This is a genomic window from Pseudoalteromonas sp. MEBiC 03607 (genome assembly GCF_004792295.1).
Lineage (GTDB): Bacteria > Pseudomonadota > Gammaproteobacteria > Enterobacterales > Alteromonadaceae > Pseudoalteromonas > Pseudoalteromonas lipolytica_C.
This window is the reverse complement of sequence record NZ_SRRY01000001.1, coordinates 2,410,258-2,431,410: the sequence shown is the minus strand read 5'-3', so window position 1 is coordinate 2,431,410 and position 21,153 is coordinate 2,410,258. Positions and strand designations below refer to the sequence as shown.

Sequence of the window (21,153 nt, the reverse complement as noted above, 5' to 3'; positions counted from 1 at the left end):
CTTAATTATTCTGAGTGTTCTTTAGAGCAAGTGATACCTTGCTGACAGGTTGTTTATTTAATGCACTGCAAATAGCCCAACCAGCTTTCGCCAGTCTTTCTAAATCAATTCCATGCTCTATGCCAAGCCCTTGCAGTAAGTAAACTACATCTTCAGTGGCAACATTTCCTGACGCCCCTTTGGCATAAGGGCAACCCCCAAGGCCTGCAACGGCACTGTCAACCGTTGCTATACCGCGGCTTAGGGCGGTGTAAATATTTGTGAGCGCTTGCCCGTAGGTGTCGTGAAAATGTACAGCGAGTTTAGATTTATCAATATGTTGCAAGAGTAAATCTAATAACTCATCGACTTTTCTCGCCGTACCTACACCAATGGTGTCACCTAGGCTAATTTCGTAACAACCAAGCTCAAGTAATCGCTTTGAGACGTTTAATACATCATTGTAGTCGACATCACCTTGATATGGGCAACCCATAACGCAGCTCACATAACCTCTAACACGAATGTTATTCGCTTTGGCAAAAGCCATCACATCTTTAAAGCGATCAATACTTTCATCAATAGAGCAGTTAATGTTCTTTTGACAAAACGCTTCACTTGCCGCTGTAAAGATAGCAAATTCTTGAATGTCGACTTGTTTTGCCGCTTCTGCACCCCGTAAATTTGGGGTGAGGGCACTTAAGTTAACATTAGGCAAATTTAACGCGCTAATTACATCGCTAGAGTCAGCCATTTGTGGCACCCATTTAGGTGACACAAATGCGCCTGCTTCAATATCTTTAAGGCCAGCATCTGCAAGGGCGTTGATAAGAGCGACTTTATCTTGAGTACTAACGGCTGCTTCATTTTGCAAACCGTCTCTGGCGCCAACTTCTACAATGCGAACAAAATCAGGGTACAGTGCCATTACGCCTCCGGCTCTTCAACGATCGCGAGCATATCACCGTGACTCACCAGTTCACCTTCAGCAAAGCAATAGCTCGTTAATACACCATCATGCGGGGCATTGAGTGTGTATTCCATTTTCATAGCTTCAATAATGACGACCGCATCACCTTTAGCAACCGTACTACCCACCTCAACCAAATGCTTAACAACAGTACCATTGAGTGGCGCAGCAAGTGGTAGTGCATCACTTTCGTGTTCACTAATATAGTGTTTATCAATCAGCTCTAGCACCGTTTGTTGAGCTTTGTACATCACTGTGATGTGAGAGTCTGTTTGATTAATATGAGCAACGACTTTTTCGCCATTAACGACTAAGTTCGCAAGGCCATTTTCAACGCTACCTGAAGTTGTATAGTCAACTCCATCTAGGTTGATTTTAAAGCCTTCTGAGGTCTTAACAGCATGAACGTTTAAATCAACAAACGGAATTGTTGTTTTAGCGTCACTGTTTAGCATAAAGCCTGTTAATTGTTGCCATGGGCTGCTGCTTTCACCTTTTAGTTGATGTGCATACGCATAGGCTGCCACAACAGTTGCAATAACAGATTGTTGCTCGCTTTTAGCAACAAGGCGTTCACCTTGATCTTCAATAAAGTGCGTATCGGGTGCACCTGCTTGAAAAGTAGGGTGGTTAGCAAGATTATGTAAGAAATTAACGTTACAGCTAAAACCTGCTAGATGGAACTGCTCTAGTGCTTTTGATAAGCGCCCAAGCGCTGCCTCACGGTTATCGTCATGAACAATTAACTTAGCAATCATAGGGTCGTAGAACGGGCTAATTTCATCACCCGCTGCAATCCCTGTATCTATACGTACAAATTCAGATTCGTTCGGTGTAAATAGAGCATCAATGTGGCCAGAACACGGAATAAAGTCATTACTTGGATCTTCAGCATAAATACGCGCTTCAAAGCTGTGACCTTGCAGTTGAATATCTGCTTGGCTAAGTGGTAATGCTTCACCTGCCGCAATGTTGATTTGCCAATTCACCAAATCAACACCAGTAACCATTTCTGTTACTGGGTGCTCTACCTGCAAACGGGTGTTCATTTCCATGAAGAAGAATTCATCACCACAAAGTAAAAACTCAACCGTACCTGCACCGCGATAATTAATCGCTTGGGCACAACGTACCGCAGCTTCACCCATTTCTTTACGAAGTGCATCAGATAAACCCGGAGCAGGGGCTTCTTCAATTACTTTTTGGTGACGACGCTGTAAAGAGCAGTCACGGTCGCCTAAGTACACACAGTTACCATGGCTATCTGCAAAAACTTGTACTTCAACATGGCGAGGTTTAGTGACGTAGCGCTCTAACAGTACTAAATCGTTACCAAAGCCGGCTTTTGCTTCACGTTTTGCGCCTTCAAGAGCACTGATAAAGTCTTTTGCGTGTTCAACAACACGCATACCTTTACCACCGCCACCAAAGGCCGCTTTAATAAGTACGGGATAACCAATTTTTTCAGCTTCAGCTTGTAAGAACTCAGTATCTTGATTATCACCATAATAACCAGGTACTAAAGGTACATTCGCTTGGTGCATTATTTCTTTAGCGCGGGTTTTTGAGCCCATGGCTTCAATGCTAGATGCTGGTGGGCCAATAAAGGCAATATCATTTTTCTCACACGCAAGCGCAAAGTCAGAGTTCTCTGATAAAAAACCATAACCCGGGTGAATACAATCAACACCAGCTTGTTTTGCCACATCGATGATTTTGTCTGCCACTAAGTACGAATCTTTACTTGGCGCAGGACCAATGTGATACGCCTCATCAGCAAGCTTTACGTGCTGAGCATGTTTATCTGCATCTGAGTAAACTGCAACCGTTGTTAAGCCCATTTGTTTAGCTGTACGCATAACTCGGCAGGCAATTTCACCACGGTTGGCAACGAGAATTTTTTTCAATGATTTTGTTGTCATAATGGTTCCTATTTCTGCCAGTTTGGGGCACGTTTTTCAAAAAATGCAGTCAGACCTTCTTGGCCTTCTTGAGATACACGTATGCGTGCAATGCGCTCTGCGGTTAACTCAATAAGTGCATCATCAATTACATTACCAGCCACATCATTTATAAGCTGCTTTGCTGCTTTAACTGCAATAGGGCCATTGTTGACAAGGTTTTGTAAATGTTTGTCGAGCGCTGTTTGTAAATCGCCGGTGATCTGGTGAATTAAACCCAGTTGCTTGGCTGTATGAGCGTCGAATATCTCAGCCGTTAAAAAGTAACGACGTGCAGCGCGTTCACCAATAGCTTTAATGACATAAGGGCTGATAACCGCAGGAATAAGACCAAGCTTTACTTCACTTAAGCAAAATTGCGCATCGTCTTGGCAAATCGCGATATCACAACAGGCAATCAAGCCTAACGCACCGCCAAATGCAGCACCTTGTACGGCACAAATTGTAGGGTGAGGGCTTGTAGCAAGGACTTTCATAAGCTTTGCCAGCTGCATTGAATCCGCTAAGTTTTCAGCAAAGTCATTGCCAGCCATCGACTTCATCCAATTTAAATCAGCACCTGCAGAGAAGTGCTTACCTTCGGTTTTTAAAACCAGTGCGCGCACATCGCAACTGTTTGCGTGTTCAATTAAACGGATCAGCTCACTAATGACTTCTTCGTTAAATGCATTGTGTTTTTCAGGGCGACTTAGTACCAGCACAGCCACATTTGATTTTGTTATTTCGAGTGTTACTGACATAAGGCCTCCATTACATTCTAAATACGCCGAACTGCGAATCGCGCTCTGGTGCATTTTTAGCTGCACTTAAGGCAAGCCCCAATACATTGCGGGTATCAGCAGGATCGATAATGCCATCATCCCAAAGGCGGGCACTGGCGTAATATGGATGACCTTGTTTTTCGTATTGCTCGATAATTGGCTTTTTAAACTCACTGACTTGCTCATCAGTCATGCTTTCGCCTTTACGGGCTAAACCGTCTTGTTTAACTTGTGCAAGAACGCCAGCTGCTTGTTCACCACCCATTACAGAGATACGGGCGTTTGGCCACATCCACATCATGGTTGGTTCGAATGCACGACCACACATACCGTAGTTACCTGCACCATACGAGCCACCAATTAATACGGTGAATTTTGGTACATCAGCACATGACACAGCGGTTACCATTTTCGCACCATGCTTGGCGATGCCTTCGGCTTCGTATTTTTTACCAACCATAAAGCCAGTAATATTTTGTAAAAACACCAAAGGAATTTTGCGTTGCGCACATAGTTGAATAAAGTGCGCGCCTTTTTGCGCCGATTCACTAAATAAAATGCCGTTGTTGGCAACAATACCGACAGGGTGACCAAATATTTTTGCAAAGCCGGTTACTAATGTTTCGCCAAAGTAGCGTTTAAATTCATCAAATGATGAATCATCAACAACACGGGCAATTACTTCGCGTACATCAAATGGCTTTTTAAGGTCGGTACCCACAATGCCGTAAATTTCGTTAATGTCGTAACGCGGCGGTTTAACATCATCAAGTAACGGTGCAGTAGGGCGCTGATAGTTGATTCGTTCAATACATTGGCGCGCGATAGAAAGTGCATGGGCATCATTTTCAGCATAGTGATCGGCAACACCAGATGTTTTACAGTGAACATCAGCACCACCTAGCTCTTCAGCACTTACTTCTTCACCCGTAGCCGCTTTAACCAGTGGCGGGCCTGCTAAGAAAATTGTGCCTTGCTCTTTTACGATAATACTTTCATCAGCCATCGCTGGTACATAAGCACCACCTGCAGTACATAAACCCATTACGACTGCAATTTGTGGAATGCCTTTACCAGACATACGAGCCTGATTATAGAAAATACGGCCAAAGTGTAATTTATCGGGAAATACATCATCTTGTTCAGGCAGGTTTGCACCGCCTGAATCAACTAAATAAATACACGGTAAATGACAACGTTCTGCGATATCTTGAGCACGTAGATGTTTTTTTACCGTTAGTGGAAAGTATGTACCGCCTTTTACGGTTGCATCATTGGCGATGATCATACATTCAACGCCTTTCACACGACCAATACCGGCAACAACACCTGCACAAGGAATGGCTTGTTCATACACGCCAAAGGCAGCAAATTGTGAAATCTCTAAAAATGGCGAGCCTTCATCAAGTAGCGTTTCAATACGGTCACGAACAAACAACTTACCACGGCCTTGATGGCGCTCAATCAGGGCAGGGCCGCCGCCTAAACGGATATCAGCTACTTTTTCACGTAAGTCAGTTACGAGCGCTGCCATGTTGTCGTGATTTTGCAAAAATTGCGGATCGTGTGGATTTACACTCGATTTTAAAATCGTCATAACAAGGTCCTATCGGCTTTCAGTGAATAATTCGCGACCAATTAGCATGCGGCGGATTTCAGAGGTACCTGCGCCAATTTCATACAGTTTTGCATCACGTAATAAACGACCTGTTGCGTATTCGTTGATATAACCATTACCACCTAAGATTTGAATAGCATCAAGGGCCATCTTAGTTGCCAGCTCTGCCGCATATAAAATTGCGCCAGCGGCATCTTTACGCGTTGTTTCGCCGCGGTCACATGCACGAGCTACCGTGTAAACGTATGAACGAGCAGCATTCATTTGCGTGTACATATCAGCGATTTTGCCTTGAATAAGCTGGAACTGACCAATTGGGCTATCAAATTGTTTACGCTCATGAATATAAGGAACCACAATGTCCATACATGCTTGCATAATGCCAAGCGGGCCTGCCGCTAAAACAACACGCTCATAATCAAGGCCACTCATAAGTACTTTTACGCCTTCGTTTAAGTTACCTAGAATGTTTTCTGCTGGTACTTCGCAGTTCTCAAACACTAATTCACAGGTGTTAGAGCCACGCATACCAAGTTTGTCTAGCTTTTGCGCAGTAGAGAATCCCGGAGTGTTACGTTCAACGATGAAAGCTGTGATGCCTTTAGGGCCGGCATTTAAATCTGTTTTTGCATAGATAACAAAGGTATCGGCATCTGGACCATTAGTGATCCACATTTTGTTACCGTTAAGTACAAATACATCACCTTTTTTCTCAGCTTTTAATTTCATTGATACAACATCAGAACCCGCATTTGGCTCACTCATCGCAAGGGCACCAATGTGCTCACCGCTGATAAGTTTTGGTAAGTACTTTTCTTTTTGTGCTTGTGACCCATTACGGTTAATTTGGTTAACACATAAGTTTGAATGAGCACCATAACTTAAACCAATCGAGGCACTTGCACGGCTAATTTCTTCCATTGCGATTACGTGCTCAAGGTAACCAAGGCCAGCACCGCCAAATTCTTCAGGCACTGTCATACCTAATAAACCCATTTCGCCAAGTTGTGGCCAAAGTTGATTAGGGAAGGCATTGTCTAAATCTGTTTGTTCTGCAAGTGGTGCGATTTCTTGGCTAGCAAAGCTATTAACGTGATCGCGGATCATGTCTGCTGTTTCGCCAAGTCCGAAGTTCATTTCTTTGTATAGTGAAATAGTGCTCATAATGTGTGTTCCTGTGAGAGTCTGTCGACGAGATTGTTGTCAGGTTATTCGTCTAAATTATTAAGGGTTTCACGACAGCGGCGTTCTGCTGTAACCAATTCCATCAGTACAACTTTAATGTCGTCCATTTGTTGGCTTAGGTCCGCTTTTTTCTCTGCGATAAGGTCAAGCATAGTCACTAGCTGTTTAGCGCTTGATTTATCAGCATCGTAAAGTTCAAACAAACGACCCGTTTCAGCTAAGGTAAAACCTAAGCGTTTACCGCGTAGAATAAGTTTTAGTCTTACTTTGTCGCGTTTTGAATAAATACGGGTTTGACCATTGCGCTCAGGTGATATCAGGCCTTGGTCTTCGTAAAAGCGGATAGAGCGGGTGGTAATATCAAATTCTTTTGCTAGTTCGCTGATACTAAACGTTTGCTCATTGCTAGCAGGTTCAACTGCTGCGCTTTCAAAGTTTGTTTGATTGTCTTGTTTCATGATTTATTTACCTCATTCGAATAACTCCAATATAAGTGAAGTTTACGTAAAGGTAAAGGGTGATTTAGGAGTTATACTTTAGACTTATAAAGATAACTGGTTGGATTTGTTGAAAAGCTCTATTTATCTAGCCTTGTAAGCAGATGTTCGATTTTTAATACAACAAAATACAGATAAGTTTACAGTTTTAACGACCGCAAAAAAGTTGATTTTAGATTTACGTTGGCGTAAACGTAAATATTATGTATGCTGAATTAAATCGAAATTAAACTATAACAAATTAACTGTTTGGTTACACATGATTTGAACACATGATGATAACCACTTACATGGAGCCAATTATGACTACTGAAGCCGTTGTTATTGTTGCCGCAAAACGTACCCCTATGGGTGGTTTTATGGGCGCACTTAGTGGTGCTCACGCAACTGATTTAGGTGCTACAGCTATTAAAAGTAGCTTAGAGCAAGCTGGTTTATCTGCCGATAAGATTGACGAAGTGATCATGGGCTGTGTATTACCAGCTGGTCTTGGTCAAGCACCGGCACGCCAAGCAATGTTAAAAGCAGGCCTTAACCAAGGTACTGGCGCAACAACAATCAACAAAGTATGTGGCTCTGGCTTAAAGGCTGCAATGTTTGCTCATGACTTAATTAAATCAGGCTCTATAAACACCGCTGTTGCAGGTGGTATGGAAAGCATGAGTAACGCGCCTTATATGTTACCGAATGCACGTTCAGGTATGCGTATGGGTCATGGCGAAGTAAAAGATCACATGATGTGTGACGGCCTTGAAGATGCTTACGACAACAAAGCAATGGGTTGTTTTGCACAAGATACTGCCGATCAATATTCAATTGGTCGTGAACAAATGGACAACTTTGCACTTAGCTCACTGACTAAAGCAAATAGCGCAATTGAAACAGGCGCATTTGATAATGAAATTGCAGCGCACACTATCTCAACACGCAAAGGTGATGTGACTGTTGCGATTGATGAGCAACCAGGCAATGCGCGTCCTGATAAAATTCCAGGTTTACGTCCTGCATTTAAAAAAGACGGCACGATTACAGCTGCAAATTCGTCATCAATTTCTGATGGTGCAGCTGCGCTTGTGTTAATGCGTGAATCAGATGCTAAAGCACAAGGTTTAACACCACTTTGCCGTATCGTTGCTCACAGTACACATTCTCAAGCTCCAAGCGAATTTACTTTAGCACCAGTTGGCGCGATGCAATCGCTTTTAGAAAAAGCCGGTTGGTCTGTGAATGATGTTGATTTATGGGAAATCAACGAAGCGTTTGCCATGGTGACTATGCTTGCAATTAACGAGTTAAAACTTGATGAAAGCAAAGTGAATGTTAACGGCGGTGCCTGTGCACTTGGTCACCCAATTGGTGCAAGCGGTGCGCGTATCTTAGTTACCTTAATTCATGCATTAAAGAATCGTGGTCTTAGCAAAGGTGTTGCCTCACTGTGTATCGGTGGTGGTGAAGCTGTTGCTATGGCAGTTGAAGCTATTTAATCGCTTTAGAATTTTAATCTCTCACAGCCGCAACGTATTTTAAAAACTATCATGTTGCGGCCTCTTTATACCCACTGGGGAGGAGTGCCTCATGCACCAAGTACCTTTATTTATCAACGGCGAATTTACCCAATCAAGTTCAACGCAGTTGATTGATGTTATCAATCCTGCAAACCAAGAAGTGTTAGCGCAAGTTCCGTGTGCAACGGATGCTGAAATGGATGCAGCCATTGCCTCTGCAAAAGAAACGTTTAAAACATGGAAAGAAGTGCCAATTTCTGAGCGTGCGCGCATTATGATGAAATACGCCGCACTACTAAAAGAAAACCATGATGAGCTTGCGACGATTATTTGTCATGAGCTGGGTAAAACATTTGAAGATGCCAAAGGCGATGTTTGGCGTGGTATTGAAGTTGTTGAGCAAGCAGCCAATGCACCATCACTCATGATGGGCGAAACAATGGAAAACGTAGCGCGTAAAATCGATACCTATTCTTACATGCAACCGCTGGGTGTCTGTGCAGGTATTACGCCATTTAACTTTCCTGCGATGATCCCATTATGGATGTTCCCACTGGCTATTGTGTGTGGTAACACCTTTATTCTTAAACCATCAGAACAAGATCCATTAACACCAATGCGTTTAGCTGAACTATTTGTTGAAGCGGGTGCGCCAAAAGGGGTGTTACAAGTTGTTCATGGTACAAAACCACAAGTTGACCGTTTATTAGAAGACCCAGCAGTACGCGCTATTTCATTTGTTGGTTCGTGTGGTGTAGGTGAATACATCTATTCAAAAGGCACAGCAAACCTTAAACGCGTGCAAGCTTGTGTAGGTGCAAAAAACCACATGGTTATTATGCCTGATGCAAGTAAATCGCATGTTGTAAACAACCTAGTAGGTGCGTCTGTAGGTGCTGCGGGTCAGCGCTGTATGGGTATTTCGGTTGCTGTGTTTGTTGGTCAAGCAAAAGACTGGGTTGATGAAATTAAAGCAGGCTTTGAAAACGTACGCCCTGGTGTATGGGATGATGCAAACGCGGCCTACGGCCCACAAACATCAAAAGCGGCAAAAGATCGAATCTTATCACTTATCGCAAGTGGTAAAGAACAAGGTGCAACGTGCTTAATTGATGGCTCTGACTTTACTGTTGAAGGCTACGAGCAAGGCAACTGGGTTGGCCCAACATTATTTACTGATGTAACAACAGAAATGGATTTATACAAAGAAGAGATCTTTGGTCCAGTACTGGCTTGTATGTTTGTAGATACACTCGATGAGGCGATTGAGCTTATCAATAACTCGCCTTACGGTAACGGTACTTCGTTATTCACATCAAGCGGCGCTGCTGCACGTAAATTCCAACATGAAATCGAAGTAGGTCAAGTTGGTATTAACGTGCCAATTCCTGTGCCACTACCGTTTTTCTCTTTCACAGGTTGGAAAGGTTCTTTCTACGGCGATCAACACACCTATGGTAAGCAAGGTATTCGTTTTTACACAGAAACGAAAACAATTACTTCACGTTGGTTTGAAGATGATATCGCTTCAGGTCCGAACATGAGTATCAACCTTAAATAAGCCGTAATTAATTTACTGCTGAGCGAGCACACGCTCGCTCAAAGAACACACATTTAAACGACAACAATCGTTATTCACACAAGAATAAGACAACAAATAGAGGTCTACTATGGACTTTAATTTAACCGAAGATCAGCAAGCGTTTGCTGAAACAGCCCGTCAGTTTGCAGAGTCTGAACTTGCGCCTAATGCAGCTAAGTGGGACCAAGAACACATTTTCCCTAAAGACACCATTAAAGCAGCCGGTGAGCTTGGCTTTTGTGGTTTATATACCCCAGAAGAAGCGGGTGGCTTAGGTTTATCTCGCCTAGATTCAAGCATTATTTTCGAACAGCTTGCTATGGGTTGTACAGCAACGACCGCTATGTTGACCATTCATAATATGGCAACCTGGATGATTGCAAGCTTTGGTACTGAGGACGTTAAAGCTCAGTACTGTGAGCAATTAGTAATGGGTGAGTTACTTGCTTCTTACTGTTTAACAGAGCCAGGTTCTGGCTCTGATGCCGCATCGCTAAAAACCAAAGCGGTTAAAGAGGGCGATGAGTATGTGATCTCAGGCTCTAAAATGTTTATTTCGGGTGCTGGTGAAACTGACTTACTTGTGGTTATGGCGCGCACTGGTGGTGAAGGCGCAGCCGGTATTTCGGCATTTGTTGTGCCAGCTGATGCAGCAGGTATTGAATACGGTAAAGCTGAAGAAAAAATGGGCTGGAATGCACAGCCAACACGTTTAATTAGCTTTGAAGGTGTCAGAATTCCTGCGGCTAACTTACTAGGTCAAGAAGGCGAAGGCTTTAAGTTTGCAATGCAAGGCCTAGATGGTGGCCGAATTAATATTGCTACCTGTTCATTAGGTACAGCACAAGCTGCTCTTAATACTGCGCGCGAATACTTAAAAGAACGTGAGCAATTTGGTAAGCCATTAGCTGCATTCCAAGCACTGCAATTTAAAATTGCCGACATGAACACTGAGCTTGTTGCCGCTCGTCAAATGGTGCGCTTAGCCGCATTTAAACTAGATACAGGTGACAGCGAAAAAACCACTTACTGCGCGATGGCAAAACGTTTTGCCACAGATGTTGGTTTTAAAGTATGTGACGACGCACTACAAATTCACGGCGGTTACGGTTACATCAAAGAATATCCATTAGAGCGTCATTTTAGAGACGTACGTGTGCATCAAATTCTTGAAGGCACAAACGAAATCATGCGTGTGATTATCGCACGTCGTATCTTAGCTGAGTCAGCTGGCGACATTCTATAAGGAGCAACCTATGTCTAATCCATCGATTGATTTAAATATTGAAGGTAACGTAGCGGTTTTAACCATGAATAACCCGCCAGCGAATACCTGGACACAAGATACATTAACAGCACTTAAAGACACTGTAACTGAGCTAAATGCTAACAAAAATGTCTATGCATTAGTGATTACAGGCCAAGGTGAAAAGTTCTTTAGTGCTGGTGCCGATCTGAACGTATTTGCTAGTGGTGATAAAGGCGTTGCAGCCACCATGTCTAAAGTGTTTGGTGATGCATTTGAAGCTTTAACAAATTTCCGAGGTGTATCAATCGCGGCAATTAATGGTTATGCCATGGGCGGTGGTCTTGAAGTGGCTCTTGCGTGTGATATTCGTATTGCTGAAGAGCAAGCTCAAATGGCACTTCCTGAAGCGAAAGTTGGCTTACTGCCTTGTGCTGGCGGTACGCAAAACCTTGCATGGCTTGTCGGTGAAGGTTGGGCAAAACGCATGATTTTATGTGGCGAGCGCCTAAAAGCAGATAAAGCACGTGAAATTGGCCTTGTTGAAGAAGTGGTCGGCGCTGGCGAAAGCTTAGCTGCGGCAATGAAACTTGCTAACCAAGTTGGTGAGCAAAGCCCGGTTGCTGTGACTGCATGTAAAGAACTTATTCAAAAAGGTCGCACACAACCTATGGCCCATGCATTGCCATTAGAGCGTGAGTTATTTGTACAATTGTTTGATACGCAAGACCAAAAAGAAGGCGTGAATGCGTTCTTAGAAAAGCGTAAAGCAAATTGGGTAAATGGCTAATGACTAACGTAACACTACTAAATCATCAAGATGCGCCTGTGGTGTTTGAAACTGCAGAGGCCGAGAGCGGCCTCATTGCAATTGCGACACTCAATGCGCCTAAGTCGTTAAATGCCTTAAATTACGACATGATCCAACTGCTTGAGCCTCAGCTTAGAAAATGGGCTGACGATGACGCTGTTGCCATGGTTATTTTAAAAGGGGCTGGTGAAAAAGCATTTTGTGCTGGTGGCGATGTAGTAAGCCTACATAAAGCAATGAGCACAGGTGAGCCTGCTCACTACATTGAAGACTTTTTTACCCTTGAGTATAAATTAGACTACCTAATTCACTGCTATGAAAAGCCAATATTACTTTGGGGTAATGGCATTGTTATGGGTGGCGGTCTTGGCTTAATGGCTGGTGCAAGTCACCGTGTGGTAACCGAAACATCGCGTATCGCAATGCCTGAGCTAACCATTGGTTTATACCCAGATGTTGGCGGCAGTTATTTCTTACATAAAATGCCTGAGCAAGTGGGTTTATTTTTAGGGTTAACTGCGGCGTCTATCAATGCTGAAGATGCCTTGTTTGTTAATCTTGCTGATCACTATGCAACAGCAGATAAATATGACGCTATTTTAACGGCTATCACAGCTGAAAAGTGGGGAAAAACAGCCTCATTAAATCACGATAAGCTAACTAACATTCTAATCTCTATTGATAATATTTCAGGCCGTGTCCCTAAAGGTAACGTAAAAGATAACCTTGAGGTTATTCAAAAGCTGGTTGAATTTGACTCACTGCAGGGCAAAATTGACTACATTCAAGCTTTAGAAACAGAAGACAAATGGCTTACCCGTGCGCAAAAGTCATTAGCACATGGTTGTCCGCTAAGTTGTGCGCTTGTTGAACGTCAATTAGCTAATTCAAAAGAGATGACGTTAGCACAGTGCTTTAAAATGGAGCTAGGCATGTCGGTTCGCTGTGGCGAAGTAGGTGAGTTCCAAGAAGGAGTTCGTGCGCTACTAATCGACAAAGACGGTGCACCAAACTGGCAGTTTAAATCGCTTAGCGATATCGACGAAGCAGTTGTAGATAGCTTCTTTACAGCACGCTGGGATGAGCAATCTCATCCACTTAACTCATTAACGTCATCTTAAGTCCAAGGGGTAAACAAATGGCTAAATTAACAATAGGATTTATTGGTTTAGGCAACATGGGTGGCCCAATGGCGGCAAACCTTGTCAATGCAGGTCATACAGTTCGAGTGTTTGACTTAAATAAAGCAGCGGTTAATGAGCTTGCCGATAAAGGTGCAATTGCTGCAAACGATGCGGCTGAATGTGCCATTGGTGCTGATATTTTTATCAGTATGCTACCGGCAAGTAAACACGTTAAATCGCTTTACTTAGGTGAAACGGGTCTTATTAACTTACTTGATAGCAAAACCTTAGTGATTGACTGCTCAACCATTGATGCAGAATCAGCACGTCAAGTGGGTAGCGAGCTTGCTCAAAAAGGCATTGATTTTGTTGATGCACCGGTATCAGGTGGTGTTGCAGGTGCAACAGCGGGTACTTTAACCTTTATCGTCGGTGGTGAACAAAGCCACTTTGAAAAAGCCAAACTGGCTCTAGCAGATATGGGTAAAAACATCTTTCATGCTGGTGAGATTGGTGCAGGCCAAGTCGCAAAAATCTGTAACAACATGCTGCTAAGCATTTTAATGGCAGGTACTAGCGAAGCACTACAAATGGGCATAAATAACGGGCTCGATCCAAAAGTGTTAAGTGACATAATGACTGCAAGTTCTGGTCGTAACTGGACACTTGAGCTTTATAACCCATGCCCTGGTGTAATGGAAACAGCACCAGCAAGTAATGATTATAAACCGGGCTTTATGGTTGATTTAATGGCGAAAGACTTAGGTCTTGCTATGGAAGCGGCTCAGCAAAGTAATTCATCTACCCCAATGGGGTCAATGGCGAAGAATCTATACACTATGCTTCAGCATCAAGGTGCGGGTAGTGATGATTTTAGCGCTATTTTTAAATTATTCTCGAAGTAGGAGATTGTTGTGGATATTAAAAACAACAACATCGTAATTACCGGTGGTGCGCAAGGTTTAGGCTTTGCGATGGCCGAGAAATTTGCATCGCTTGGCGCGAACATCGCCCTTATCGATATGCAACAAGACGTACTTGATACGGCAGTATCAGCGCTTGCCAAGCATGGCACAAAAGTCATGGCATATGCTGCTAATGTCACAGATGAAGATGCAGTGGTAGCAACGTTTAATACTATTAACAAAGACTTTGGCCATATCGGCGTGTTAATTAACAACGCGGGTATCTTACGCGATGGTATGTTTATCAAAGCAAAAGAAGGCAAAGTAGTTGATAAAATGTCGCTGGCTCAATTTCAATCTGTAATTGATGTGAACCTGACCGGTGTATTCTTAGCTGGTCGTGAAGCTGCGAGCCACATGATTGAGTCTGGCAAAGGTGGCGTTATCGTTAATATGTCGAGTGTTGCTCGTGCTGGTAACATTGGCCAAACAAACTATGCTGCGTCTAAAGCTGGTGTTGTTGCGATGACAACGGGTTGGGCGAAAGAATTAGGTCGCTTTGGTATCCGTGTTGGTGCAATCGCACCGGGTGTTATTCGCACAGCAATGACAGATGCAATGAAACCAGAAGCAAAACAACGCATGATGGCGGTAACACCAGTGGGTCGTTTTGGTGAAGCAGAAGAAATTGCCCAAACAGCACAATACATTGTAGAGAATGACTTCTTTACAGGTCGTGTTGTTGAAATTGATGGCGGTATCCGCCTTTAGTTTTAAATGGTAACCCTTTACCCATTGAAAGTACCAAAACGGTAAGCCTAGCTTGCCGTTTTTTTATTTTTTAAGTATTTTAAATTCATAATGATAAGGAGATTTTTTATGAGCACTGATGTCATTACAGTCTCAATGAGCAAAGGAATTAAAGCTAACTTCAATCTGGGTGAACATTTAATTGAATACTGGGGTTCTGCTTATTCTGGAAAAGAAGTTCTGAAAGTTGACGGTGAATTAATAGCAGAATCACGTAACTTTAAAACGAAATCTGTTCATGAGTTTAATGTTGATGGTAAAGCCTGCCAATTAACAATTTCAGTGACTTTATTCAGGAAGTTTTCTTCTACCATAACATTAGAGTGTGAGGGTGAGCTAGTTCACAGTTATGAACTCACATATGGTAAAACCCGACAAATTGCTTGGTATTTAAAAGCAATCCCATTTTTATTTGCAGGGGTTTTAGGCTGGTGTTTTGCCGCTGATATTCTTACCTTATTAGAGTTGGTTATCTTTTTTTGCTTAACCTTTGCAGTATCAGAACTGGTTCTGAAAGATCAAGGCTGGATCATCGAAGAGCAAAAGCCTTGTAATTAACTGTTTAGCATTCAATAATTAAGCGGTTAAAAGCCGCTTAACTTTGAGAGATGCAGTGAATCCCAAACAAATCCGCAATTTTTATATCAATGAAGAACAGTCTGTTTATTTACTGTCTCACCATGATGCTAAAAAGCACCGCCAATGGCTTAACATTTGTATTAAACAGCTTACTTTGCTTGGTTACAGTGACGTTGAATTAATTGGCTCTGGTGCATTCGGATTTGTTTTTGCCGGTGTTGATGATGAAAACCTACCTTGGGTATTTAAGTTTTCACGGATAACCCTTGCACAAAGTGTGCGTGACCGTCTAGAAGACGAAGCGTACATGCTCTCGCAAGTTAATAATCCGCTGGTGCCAAAATTTTATGCCTTTGAACGCATTAAAAAGCAAGGCATTTTAATGATGGAGCGCGCTCTAGGTGAAGACTTAGAAAAAATTTCCATTAAACAGGGGCGTTTTAGTGCAGCAAAAATTATGGCGCTGGCTCTTAGGCTACGTAATGTGCTTGTAGATTTACGTGAACATAAAAATGGCTTAAGCCCGCAACCAATTGTGCATGGCGATATCAAGCCCTCTAACATTGTTTATGATGAACAAACCAATAAGTTGTCATTGGTTGATTGGGGCAGCTCTGTTTATGCACAAATAGATGCTGATGGTAATCCGGTTGCCAGCAACTTTATGGATCTCATGTCTGCAGATATCAGTAGTACCAATGCACGTATGGGGGATGTGTATTTTATAGGTGATGAACAAATGTCGGGCGGGCAGTCATCGCCACGTTTTGATGAGCAAGGTGTTGCCTCAACTCTTTATGCATTAGCCTCTGCACAATCTTGTAGATTTGGTGCGGCGGTTATTCCGGCTACAAGCTTAAATTTACCTATGGAGCTTGCCCGGGTAATTGACGGTATGCTTTCAAAAAATAAGGCCACTCGCGATGGGGCTGGTGATTATTTTATGCGAAACATGCCTACAATGGCTAAAGCTTACCTCCCTGAGCTGCCCCGTAAAGTCATTCGCCCTTATATTCCTTATTGGTTTAGTGAGTTTGATGAACACCCAGACACGGTGGTTTACAGTTCTCGAAAGCAATTTTTAAGACAAGCCGACTATAATCAACAATTACTTGATGTAAACGATGCTCAGCTCGATAGATACTACAAAGAGTTTTTATTTGATACCGGCGACACCGAAAAAGCATTTTTGGCCTCAATAAGCCGATTAGCAAAATATCCGGTAGTAGGGGGCTTGAGTTTTCATTGGAAAGAAAACTCAATGTTTGTTGAATCATCACTTATCCTGCATGATGAAACACTCGGTACTGCGTTTACCGATGCGATTAACAACACGGTGATGTTAGCACAGGGGATTGAACAAAAAGGTCTCTTTAAATGTTGTTTGTTTGATGCGCGTAAGACCATTCAGCTAGAGCGTGATGGCACCGGTGCGTTTAAATTTAAACATTTACCTGAGCTTGATTACGAAGTAATGGATGTACAAGCCTCAGACGTAACCAGACCGCACTCTTACTTTGAAGATGGTAAAGACCCAGATGAGCAATTACAGCTCCCGAAAAAGGTCATAAAGTGCGTATTTGAGCTTAACCAAATACACCACACGGGCTGTATCATTTTCGAAGCCTTACCTGATAGGATGAAAATACATCATTACTATCGTTTGCTTGATGCCAGTAAAGAGCCTGAATTTAAACGTTTATTAAGTAAGCTTATGCAATACGCGGTTAGTATCACAGATGTAGGTGTAGCAGGCTTTATGAAGCTACCTTACAAAAATACCCGTGAATTTGATTTATGCACCAGACAGCCCGATGAGTTTTTTCCAAGAGATCCGAAAAGAGAAACAATTGAGTAGATTATTTAAAGTTGCTAAATGACCTTCATTGTGTGAATCACATTGGATATGTATTTTTTACGCTGTTTTTGTTCGTAGCTTTTTCTTGAAAATTAATTTTAGCTACATCCTTTAGTCCTGATATTATCCAAAAGTTTTAATTGAATCATTGAAAAATGTAGGGATAAGCCTAATTGTAAAAGTCGAATATGCTTTTAAATGGATTTAATATATGTTCTGGCTAATATCCTTTATTATTTTGCTCGCCATTACTGTCGTGCCATTTCCTTTTAAGATATATGGATATCTATCAGGTAAAGATGACAGTCCTAAGATTGTTAAATTTGAAGAAATAACGAATGCGCTCTTTATGTCATTGGGCTTGTTCGCATTTTATGGTTTCATCACAGATAAAGTTTATCTAACACCAGAATTTTGGAATGGGTGGTTATGTGTCGCCATCGTATGGTCTTTGCTGCCTTTATTTTGGTCACCTAAGCTTGATTATGCTAGTGAAATGCTCGGCCGTAATAATATGCGGTTGCTGGCAGCCGTAAGTTCTATTTTGTACCTCCCTTTGCTTTTTGCAGTCTATTTTTATGCAAACTAATTTTTCACTTCGTAGAACACTTTACCCTAAAGCAAGCTCATATTTAGAAATGAAACCTTAGAATTAAGAATAAAATAACCTGCTAAAGCAGGTTATCTACGGTGCAATCTTACTTATGCTCTTCAATTATCTCAGTGATCCCTTCAGATGAGAGTATTTCTATCCAATAACCATCTGGGTCTTTAATAAAGGCTAGGCCTTTCATCGAACCATCGTCTGGTTTTTTTACAAACTCAACATCGTATTTTGCAAAACGTTCGCACGCAGCGTAAACGTCTGGCACGCTAATACCGATATGACCAAAGCCTTTTGGTTCATCATTTCCACTATGGTAACCAGCAAAGCTGTCGTCGTTTTCTGTGCCCCAATTATGCGTAAGCTCGATAAGAGCAGGGCGGCGAAATACCCACTGTGCTTTTTCTTTATCGGTGCCTTTTGGCATGTCTTGCTCATAACCTAAAAAGTACAGCGTAAACTCCATTTTAGGAAAATCATATTTACCCAGTAACTTCATGCCTAAAACGTTTTGGTAGAAATCTAAAGAAGGCTTTGGATCTTTAATACGCAACATAGTTTGTTGCATCACGAAATCTTGCGTTGCATTTGCGATTTGTTCAGGTGATTCGTTGTAGTTAGACATATACATCCTTTTTAAATGACATTAATGATGATGCACTCAGTCTAACATAACCACGTTACCCTTAAATTAATAAAAAATAATATTGACCAGTTTGACTGGTTGTGAAGATATTAACTTGCTAACTCACATAAAAAACCGCCTCAACAGGCGGCTCTTATAAATTGACAGCTTGTAACTAGCAATTGTTGATTAGTTGCCCCAAGGATTACTCGCACTTGAACGTTGTTTACGGGTTCGTGCTTGTTGCTTGGCTTCTTTTTTTGCGTGAATGCGTTTAGCGTCGGTAAAACTTAACTCACACGGTTCACCTGGTTTTTGATCAGCAGGGATCACGCGATCTCGAGGTGGCAGCTCGTAGTTTACATCGTCTGGGCGTGGCAAATTTTTAAGGCGGTACAAATAAAAGTTTTCTACTTTTTCTTGTGCCCATTGTGTTTTACGTAAAAACTTAACCGCAGATTTAACATCTGGATTATTTTTAAAGCAGTTTAAACGCATGTAGGCGTGGAGCAATTCCCAGCCATATTGCTCGACAAGCTCTGTCACTACTTGCTCGATACCTACACCTTGCAGTGGGTTATTGCTGAAAATTTCTTTATTACTCATTAGACTGTCCGGTATTACAAAACTAGGGTAAGTATAATTGCCTTTACCCTAGTTTTATAGCTAACTTGCTAAGAATGTTTATATTCGAGCTTATTCTTTACAATTAACCACTACACGGCCGCGAATTTGACCTTTTAATAACGCTTCTGCATTTTCTATGGCTTTAGATAGTGGTATTTCTTGCGAAATGGTGTCGAGGTACTGAGTTTCAACTAACTCACTTAGACGTTGCCATGCTTCAATTCGATCAGCTTTAGGGCGCATTACACTATCTATACCCATTAGACTAATGCCACGAAGGATAAACGGCGCTACCGTTGCTGGAAAGTCCATTCCTTGTGCTAACCCACACGCTGTTACAACACCTCCGTATTTAATCGATGCACACACATTTGCAAGGGTGTGGCTACCCACAGAATCAATTGCGCCAGCGAATTGCTCTTTAGCGAGTGGTTTACCAGGTGCTGAGAATTCTTCGCGAGATAAAACGCGTTTTGCGCCTAATTTTTCAAGGTGCTGTGCTTCATTTATACGGCCAGTTGTTGCAACCACATCAAAGCCAAGTTTATTTAATAAGTAGATAGCAAAACTACCCACGCCGCCATTGGCACCGGTAACAAGTATTTCACCACATTGTGGCGTGATGCCTTGTTTTTCTAATGCGATAATACTTAGCATTGCCGTATAACCCGCAGTGCCAATTTGCATTGCCTGTTTTGGTGTTAAATTAGCGGGTAGGGGGATGAGCCAATCAGCACTCATAGACGCCTTTTCACTTAGGCCACCTAGGTATTTTTCGCCAACACCAAAGCCATTTAGTAGCACTTTATCGCCTACTTTAAATTCATCGCTTTTAGACTCTGTTACTGTGCCTGCAAGGTCGATCCCGGGGATCATAGGAAATGTTCTTACCACTGGCCCTTTACCTGTGATTGCTAAGGCATCTTTGTAATTTAACGTGCTGTAGTCAACATCAATATTTACATCATGCTGGTGGATGCTCTCTACAGGAAAGTCTGTGTATTCGGCACGATAGCCTTGATCATCTTTATTAATAACTACCGATTTTACTGATGTTGTCATGGTGACTCCTTTTAGACCGATCGTCTTTTAATGGTTAAAATAAAACCGCATTAAAACGGCTTTATAAAATTAATCGTAAAAATTGTGCTGTATAAAGGGTAAGTGGTTCACTTGATTTATCAAGTTTAGAGCGCATTACTGCGCCTTCCCAGCCAATCCAGAAAAACTCAGCAAGCATTTTACAATCTGAAACTTGAGGTATTTGTTTTTGCTGCTTGGCGTCGATTAAGCACTGCTCAATTAAAGCTTGCCAGCTGGTGTAAGCCTGTTTAATACGATCAATCATTGGCTCATCAAGATAGCTGAGCTCTTGGTTTAAATTGCCAATTAAGCAGCCGCGTTTAAACTCAAACTTTGCCATGCCTTGTTTGGCGTCATTGGCAAATAGCACAATCCTCTCAAGAGGGGTTGTTGAATCGTTGTTTAGGTGGCGTTTTAACTTTGCCTGAAAATAGCTGTCGTAAGCATCAATGAGTGCTAAGCCAAAATCATTCTTACTTTTGAAGTAATGATAAAAAGAGCCCTTAGGTACCTGAGCTGATTTTAATATTAAATCAATGCCGGTTGCACTAAAGCCTTTTTCGGTTAATACCGCTAACCCGGTATTAATTAATAGGGCACGAGTATCTGCATTTGAACGTGCTATTTTTGGTGGCCTGCCACGACGGCTTGGCACAGAGTTATTTGTTTCCATACCGACTATATTAGACCGATCAGTTTTTAATATGCAAGAACTATATTGCTTAAATTGTAATCATCATAAATTTGTCATGATTACAATTAAATTGGGAACTTTGCACAAATGATGTTGGTCACAAATACTGAAGCTAAAAGAGCTGTATCG

Annotated in this window: 20 protein-coding genes; 10 read left to right on the top strand and 10 right to left on the bottom strand. The window is 42.1% G+C overall.

Annotated features, from left to right (window positions below):
* Position 1: 1 nt before the first annotated feature.
* The 6 genes from E5N72_RS11200 to E5N72_RS11175 are packed head-to-tail and all read right to left on the bottom strand — an operon-like array spanning position 2 to position 6,932.
* Positions 2–907, bottom strand: a complete 906-nt coding sequence (locus E5N72_RS11200) for a hydroxymethylglutaryl-CoA lyase (RefSeq protein ID WP_135924642.1) — start codon at positions 905–907, stop codon at positions 2–4.
* Positions 907–2,871 (bottom strand): acetyl/propionyl/methylcrotonyl-CoA carboxylase subunit alpha, encoded by a 1,965-nt coding sequence (locus tag E5N72_RS11195; RefSeq protein ID WP_135924640.1) that lies wholly within the window; start codon positions 2,869–2,871, stop codon positions 907–909. The genes E5N72_RS11200 and E5N72_RS11195 overlap by 1 nt, the downstream gene beginning before the upstream one ends.
* An 8-nt stretch (positions 2,872–2,879) precedes the next feature.
* Positions 2,880–3,650, bottom strand: a complete 771-nt coding sequence (locus E5N72_RS11190; RefSeq protein ID WP_135924637.1) for an enoyl-CoA hydratase/isomerase family protein — start codon at positions 3,648–3,650, stop codon at positions 2,880–2,882.
* 10 nt (positions 3,651–3,660) lie between these two features.
* Positions 3,661–5,268: a carboxyl transferase domain-containing protein gene (locus tag E5N72_RS11185; RefSeq protein WP_135924635.1), complete on the bottom strand. Its 1,608-nt coding sequence runs from the start codon at positions 5,266–5,268 to the stop codon at positions 3,661–3,663.
* Between the two features lie 9 nt (positions 5,269–5,277).
* Positions 5,278–6,453: an isovaleryl-CoA dehydrogenase gene (locus E5N72_RS11180; protein ID WP_135924632.1), complete on the bottom strand. Its 1,176-nt coding sequence runs from the start codon at positions 6,451–6,453 to the stop codon at positions 5,278–5,280.
* 44 nt (positions 6,454–6,497) lie between these two features.
* Entirely contained in the window at positions 6,498–6,932 is a 435-nt protein-coding gene (locus E5N72_RS11175) for a MerR family DNA-binding transcriptional regulator (RefSeq protein WP_036968456.1), read from the bottom strand.
* A 341-nt stretch (positions 6,933–7,273) separates the two neighbouring features.
* Here E5N72_RS11175 and E5N72_RS11170 point away from each other — a divergent pair, with 341 nt between their 5' ends.
* From E5N72_RS11170 to E5N72_RS11125, 10 genes are all read left to right on the top strand, one after another.
* Positions 7,274–8,455: an acetyl-CoA C-acyltransferase gene (locus tag E5N72_RS11170; protein ID WP_135924630.1), complete on the top strand. Its 1,182-nt coding sequence runs from the start codon at positions 7,274–7,276 to the stop codon at positions 8,453–8,455.
* A gap of 91 nt (positions 8,456–8,546) precedes the next feature.
* Positions 8,547–10,037, top strand: a complete 1,491-nt coding sequence (locus E5N72_RS11165) for a CoA-acylating methylmalonate-semialdehyde dehydrogenase (protein ID WP_135924628.1) — start codon at positions 8,547–8,549, stop codon at positions 10,035–10,037.
* Positions 10,038–10,146: 109 nt separating this feature from the next.
* On the top strand, positions 10,147–11,304 hold the full coding sequence (locus E5N72_RS11160) for an acyl-CoA dehydrogenase family protein (RefSeq protein WP_105174103.1): 1,158 nt from the start codon (positions 10,147–10,149) through the stop codon (positions 11,302–11,304).
* 10 nt (positions 11,305–11,314) lie between these two features.
* Positions 11,315–12,094 (top strand): enoyl-CoA hydratase, encoded by a 780-nt coding sequence (locus E5N72_RS11155; protein ID WP_135924626.1) that lies wholly within the window; start codon positions 11,315–11,317, stop codon positions 12,092–12,094.
* Positions 12,094–13,236, top strand: coding sequence for an enoyl-CoA hydratase/isomerase family protein (locus tag E5N72_RS11150; RefSeq protein WP_135924623.1), 1,143 nt, complete (start codon positions 12,094–12,096; stop codon positions 13,234–13,236). The genes E5N72_RS11155 and E5N72_RS11150 overlap by 1 nt, the downstream gene beginning before the upstream one ends.
* 17 nt (positions 13,237–13,253) lie before the next feature.
* Complete coding sequence (mmsB, locus tag E5N72_RS11145; RefSeq protein ID WP_135924621.1) at positions 13,254–14,144, top strand: 3-hydroxyisobutyrate dehydrogenase; 891 nt, start codon at positions 13,254–13,256, stop codon at positions 14,142–14,144.
* Between the two features lie 9 nt (positions 14,145–14,153).
* Positions 14,154–14,915 (top strand): SDR family oxidoreductase, encoded by a 762-nt coding sequence (locus E5N72_RS11140; protein WP_135924619.1) that lies wholly within the window; start codon positions 14,154–14,156, stop codon positions 14,913–14,915.
* A gap of 108 nt (positions 14,916–15,023) precedes the next feature.
* On the top strand, positions 15,024–15,512 hold the full coding sequence (locus E5N72_RS11135; protein WP_168246733.1) for a hypothetical protein: 489 nt from the start codon (positions 15,024–15,026) through the stop codon (positions 15,510–15,512).
* A 55-nt stretch (positions 15,513–15,567) separates the two neighbouring features.
* Complete coding sequence (locus E5N72_RS11130) at positions 15,568–17,391, top strand: phosphotransferase (RefSeq protein ID WP_135924614.1); 1,824 nt, start codon at positions 15,568–15,570, stop codon at positions 17,389–17,391.
* A 211-nt stretch (positions 17,392–17,602) separates the two neighbouring features.
* Positions 17,603–17,980, top strand: coding sequence for a hypothetical protein (locus tag E5N72_RS11125; protein ID WP_135924611.1), 378 nt, complete (start codon positions 17,603–17,605; stop codon positions 17,978–17,980).
* A gap of 109 nt (positions 17,981–18,089) precedes the next feature.
* Here the strand turns inward: E5N72_RS11125 and gloA are convergent, their stop codons facing one another.
* From gloA to E5N72_RS11105, 4 genes are all read right to left on the bottom strand, one after another.
* Entirely contained in the window at positions 18,090–18,620 is a 531-nt protein-coding gene (gene gloA, locus E5N72_RS11120; protein ID WP_135924609.1) for a lactoylglutathione lyase, read from the bottom strand.
* A gap of 189 nt (positions 18,621–18,809) precedes the next feature.
* Complete coding sequence (locus tag E5N72_RS11115; protein ID WP_105180503.1) at positions 18,810–19,226, bottom strand: VF530 family DNA-binding protein; 417 nt, start codon at positions 19,224–19,226, stop codon at positions 18,810–18,812.
* A gap of 90 nt (positions 19,227–19,316) precedes the next feature.
* Positions 19,317–20,309 (bottom strand): MDR family oxidoreductase, encoded by a 993-nt coding sequence (locus E5N72_RS11110; RefSeq protein WP_135924606.1) that lies wholly within the window; start codon positions 20,307–20,309, stop codon positions 19,317–19,319.
* A 61-nt stretch (positions 20,310–20,370) separates the two neighbouring features.
* A complete protein-coding gene (locus tag E5N72_RS11105; RefSeq protein WP_135924605.1) occupies positions 20,371–21,003 on the bottom strand; it encodes a TetR/AcrR family transcriptional regulator in 633 nt (210 codons plus the stop codon).
* Positions 21,004–21,153 lie beyond the last annotated feature (150 nt).

Coding starts and splice junctions, on each gene's coding strand:
- E5N72_RS11105 (WP_135924605.1), bottom strand. CDS start 21,003: ATGGAAACAAATAACTCTGTGCCAAGCCGTCGTGGCAGGCCACCAAAA.
- E5N72_RS11190 (WP_135924637.1), bottom strand. CDS start 3,650: ATGTCAGTAACACTCGAAATAACAAAATCAAATGTGGCTGTGCTGGTA.
- E5N72_RS11115 (WP_105180503.1), bottom strand. CDS start 19,226: ATGAGTAATAAAGAAATTTTCAGCAATAACCCACTGCAAGGTGTAGGT.
- E5N72_RS11125 (WP_135924611.1), top strand. CDS start 17,603: ATGTTCTGGCTAATATCCTTTATTATTTTGCTCGCCATTACTGTCGTG.
- E5N72_RS11165 (WP_135924628.1), top strand. CDS start 8,547: ATGCACCAAGTACCTTTATTTATCAACGGCGAATTTACCCAATCAAGT.
- E5N72_RS11170 (WP_135924630.1), top strand. CDS start 7,274: ATGACTACTGAAGCCGTTGTTATTGTTGCCGCAAAACGTACCCCTATG.
- E5N72_RS11175 (WP_036968456.1), bottom strand. CDS start 6,932: ATGAAACAAGACAATCAAACAAACTTTGAAAGCGCAGCAGTTGAACCT.
- E5N72_RS11195 (WP_135924640.1), bottom strand. CDS start 2,871: ATGACAACAAAATCATTGAAAAAAATTCTCGTTGCCAACCGTGGTGAA.
- E5N72_RS11160 (WP_105174103.1), top strand. CDS start 10,147: ATGGACTTTAATTTAACCGAAGATCAGCAAGCGTTTGCTGAAACAGCC.
- E5N72_RS11135 (WP_168246733.1), top strand. CDS start 15,024: ATGAGCACTGATGTCATTACAGTCTCAATGAGCAAAGGAATTAAAGCT.
- E5N72_RS11110 (WP_135924606.1), bottom strand. CDS start 20,309: ATGACAACATCAGTAAAATCGGTAGTTATTAATAAAGATGATCAAGGC.
- E5N72_RS11150 (WP_135924623.1), top strand. CDS start 12,094: ATGACTAACGTAACACTACTAAATCATCAAGATGCGCCTGTGGTGTTT.
- E5N72_RS11200 (WP_135924642.1), bottom strand. CDS start 907: ATGGCACTGTACCCTGATTTTGTTCGCATTGTAGAAGTTGGCGCCAGA.
- E5N72_RS11180 (WP_135924632.1), bottom strand. CDS start 6,453: ATGAGCACTATTTCACTATACAAAGAAATGAACTTCGGACTTGGCGAA.
- mmsB (WP_135924621.1), top strand. CDS start 13,254: ATGGCTAAATTAACAATAGGATTTATTGGTTTAGGCAACATGGGTGGC.
- E5N72_RS11185 (WP_135924635.1), bottom strand. CDS start 5,268: ATGACGATTTTAAAATCGAGTGTAAATCCACACGATCCGCAATTTTTG.
- gloA (WP_135924609.1), bottom strand. CDS start 18,620: ATGTCTAACTACAACGAATCACCTGAACAAATCGCAAATGCAACGCAA.
- E5N72_RS11155 (WP_135924626.1), top strand. CDS start 11,315: ATGTCTAATCCATCGATTGATTTAAATATTGAAGGTAACGTAGCGGTT.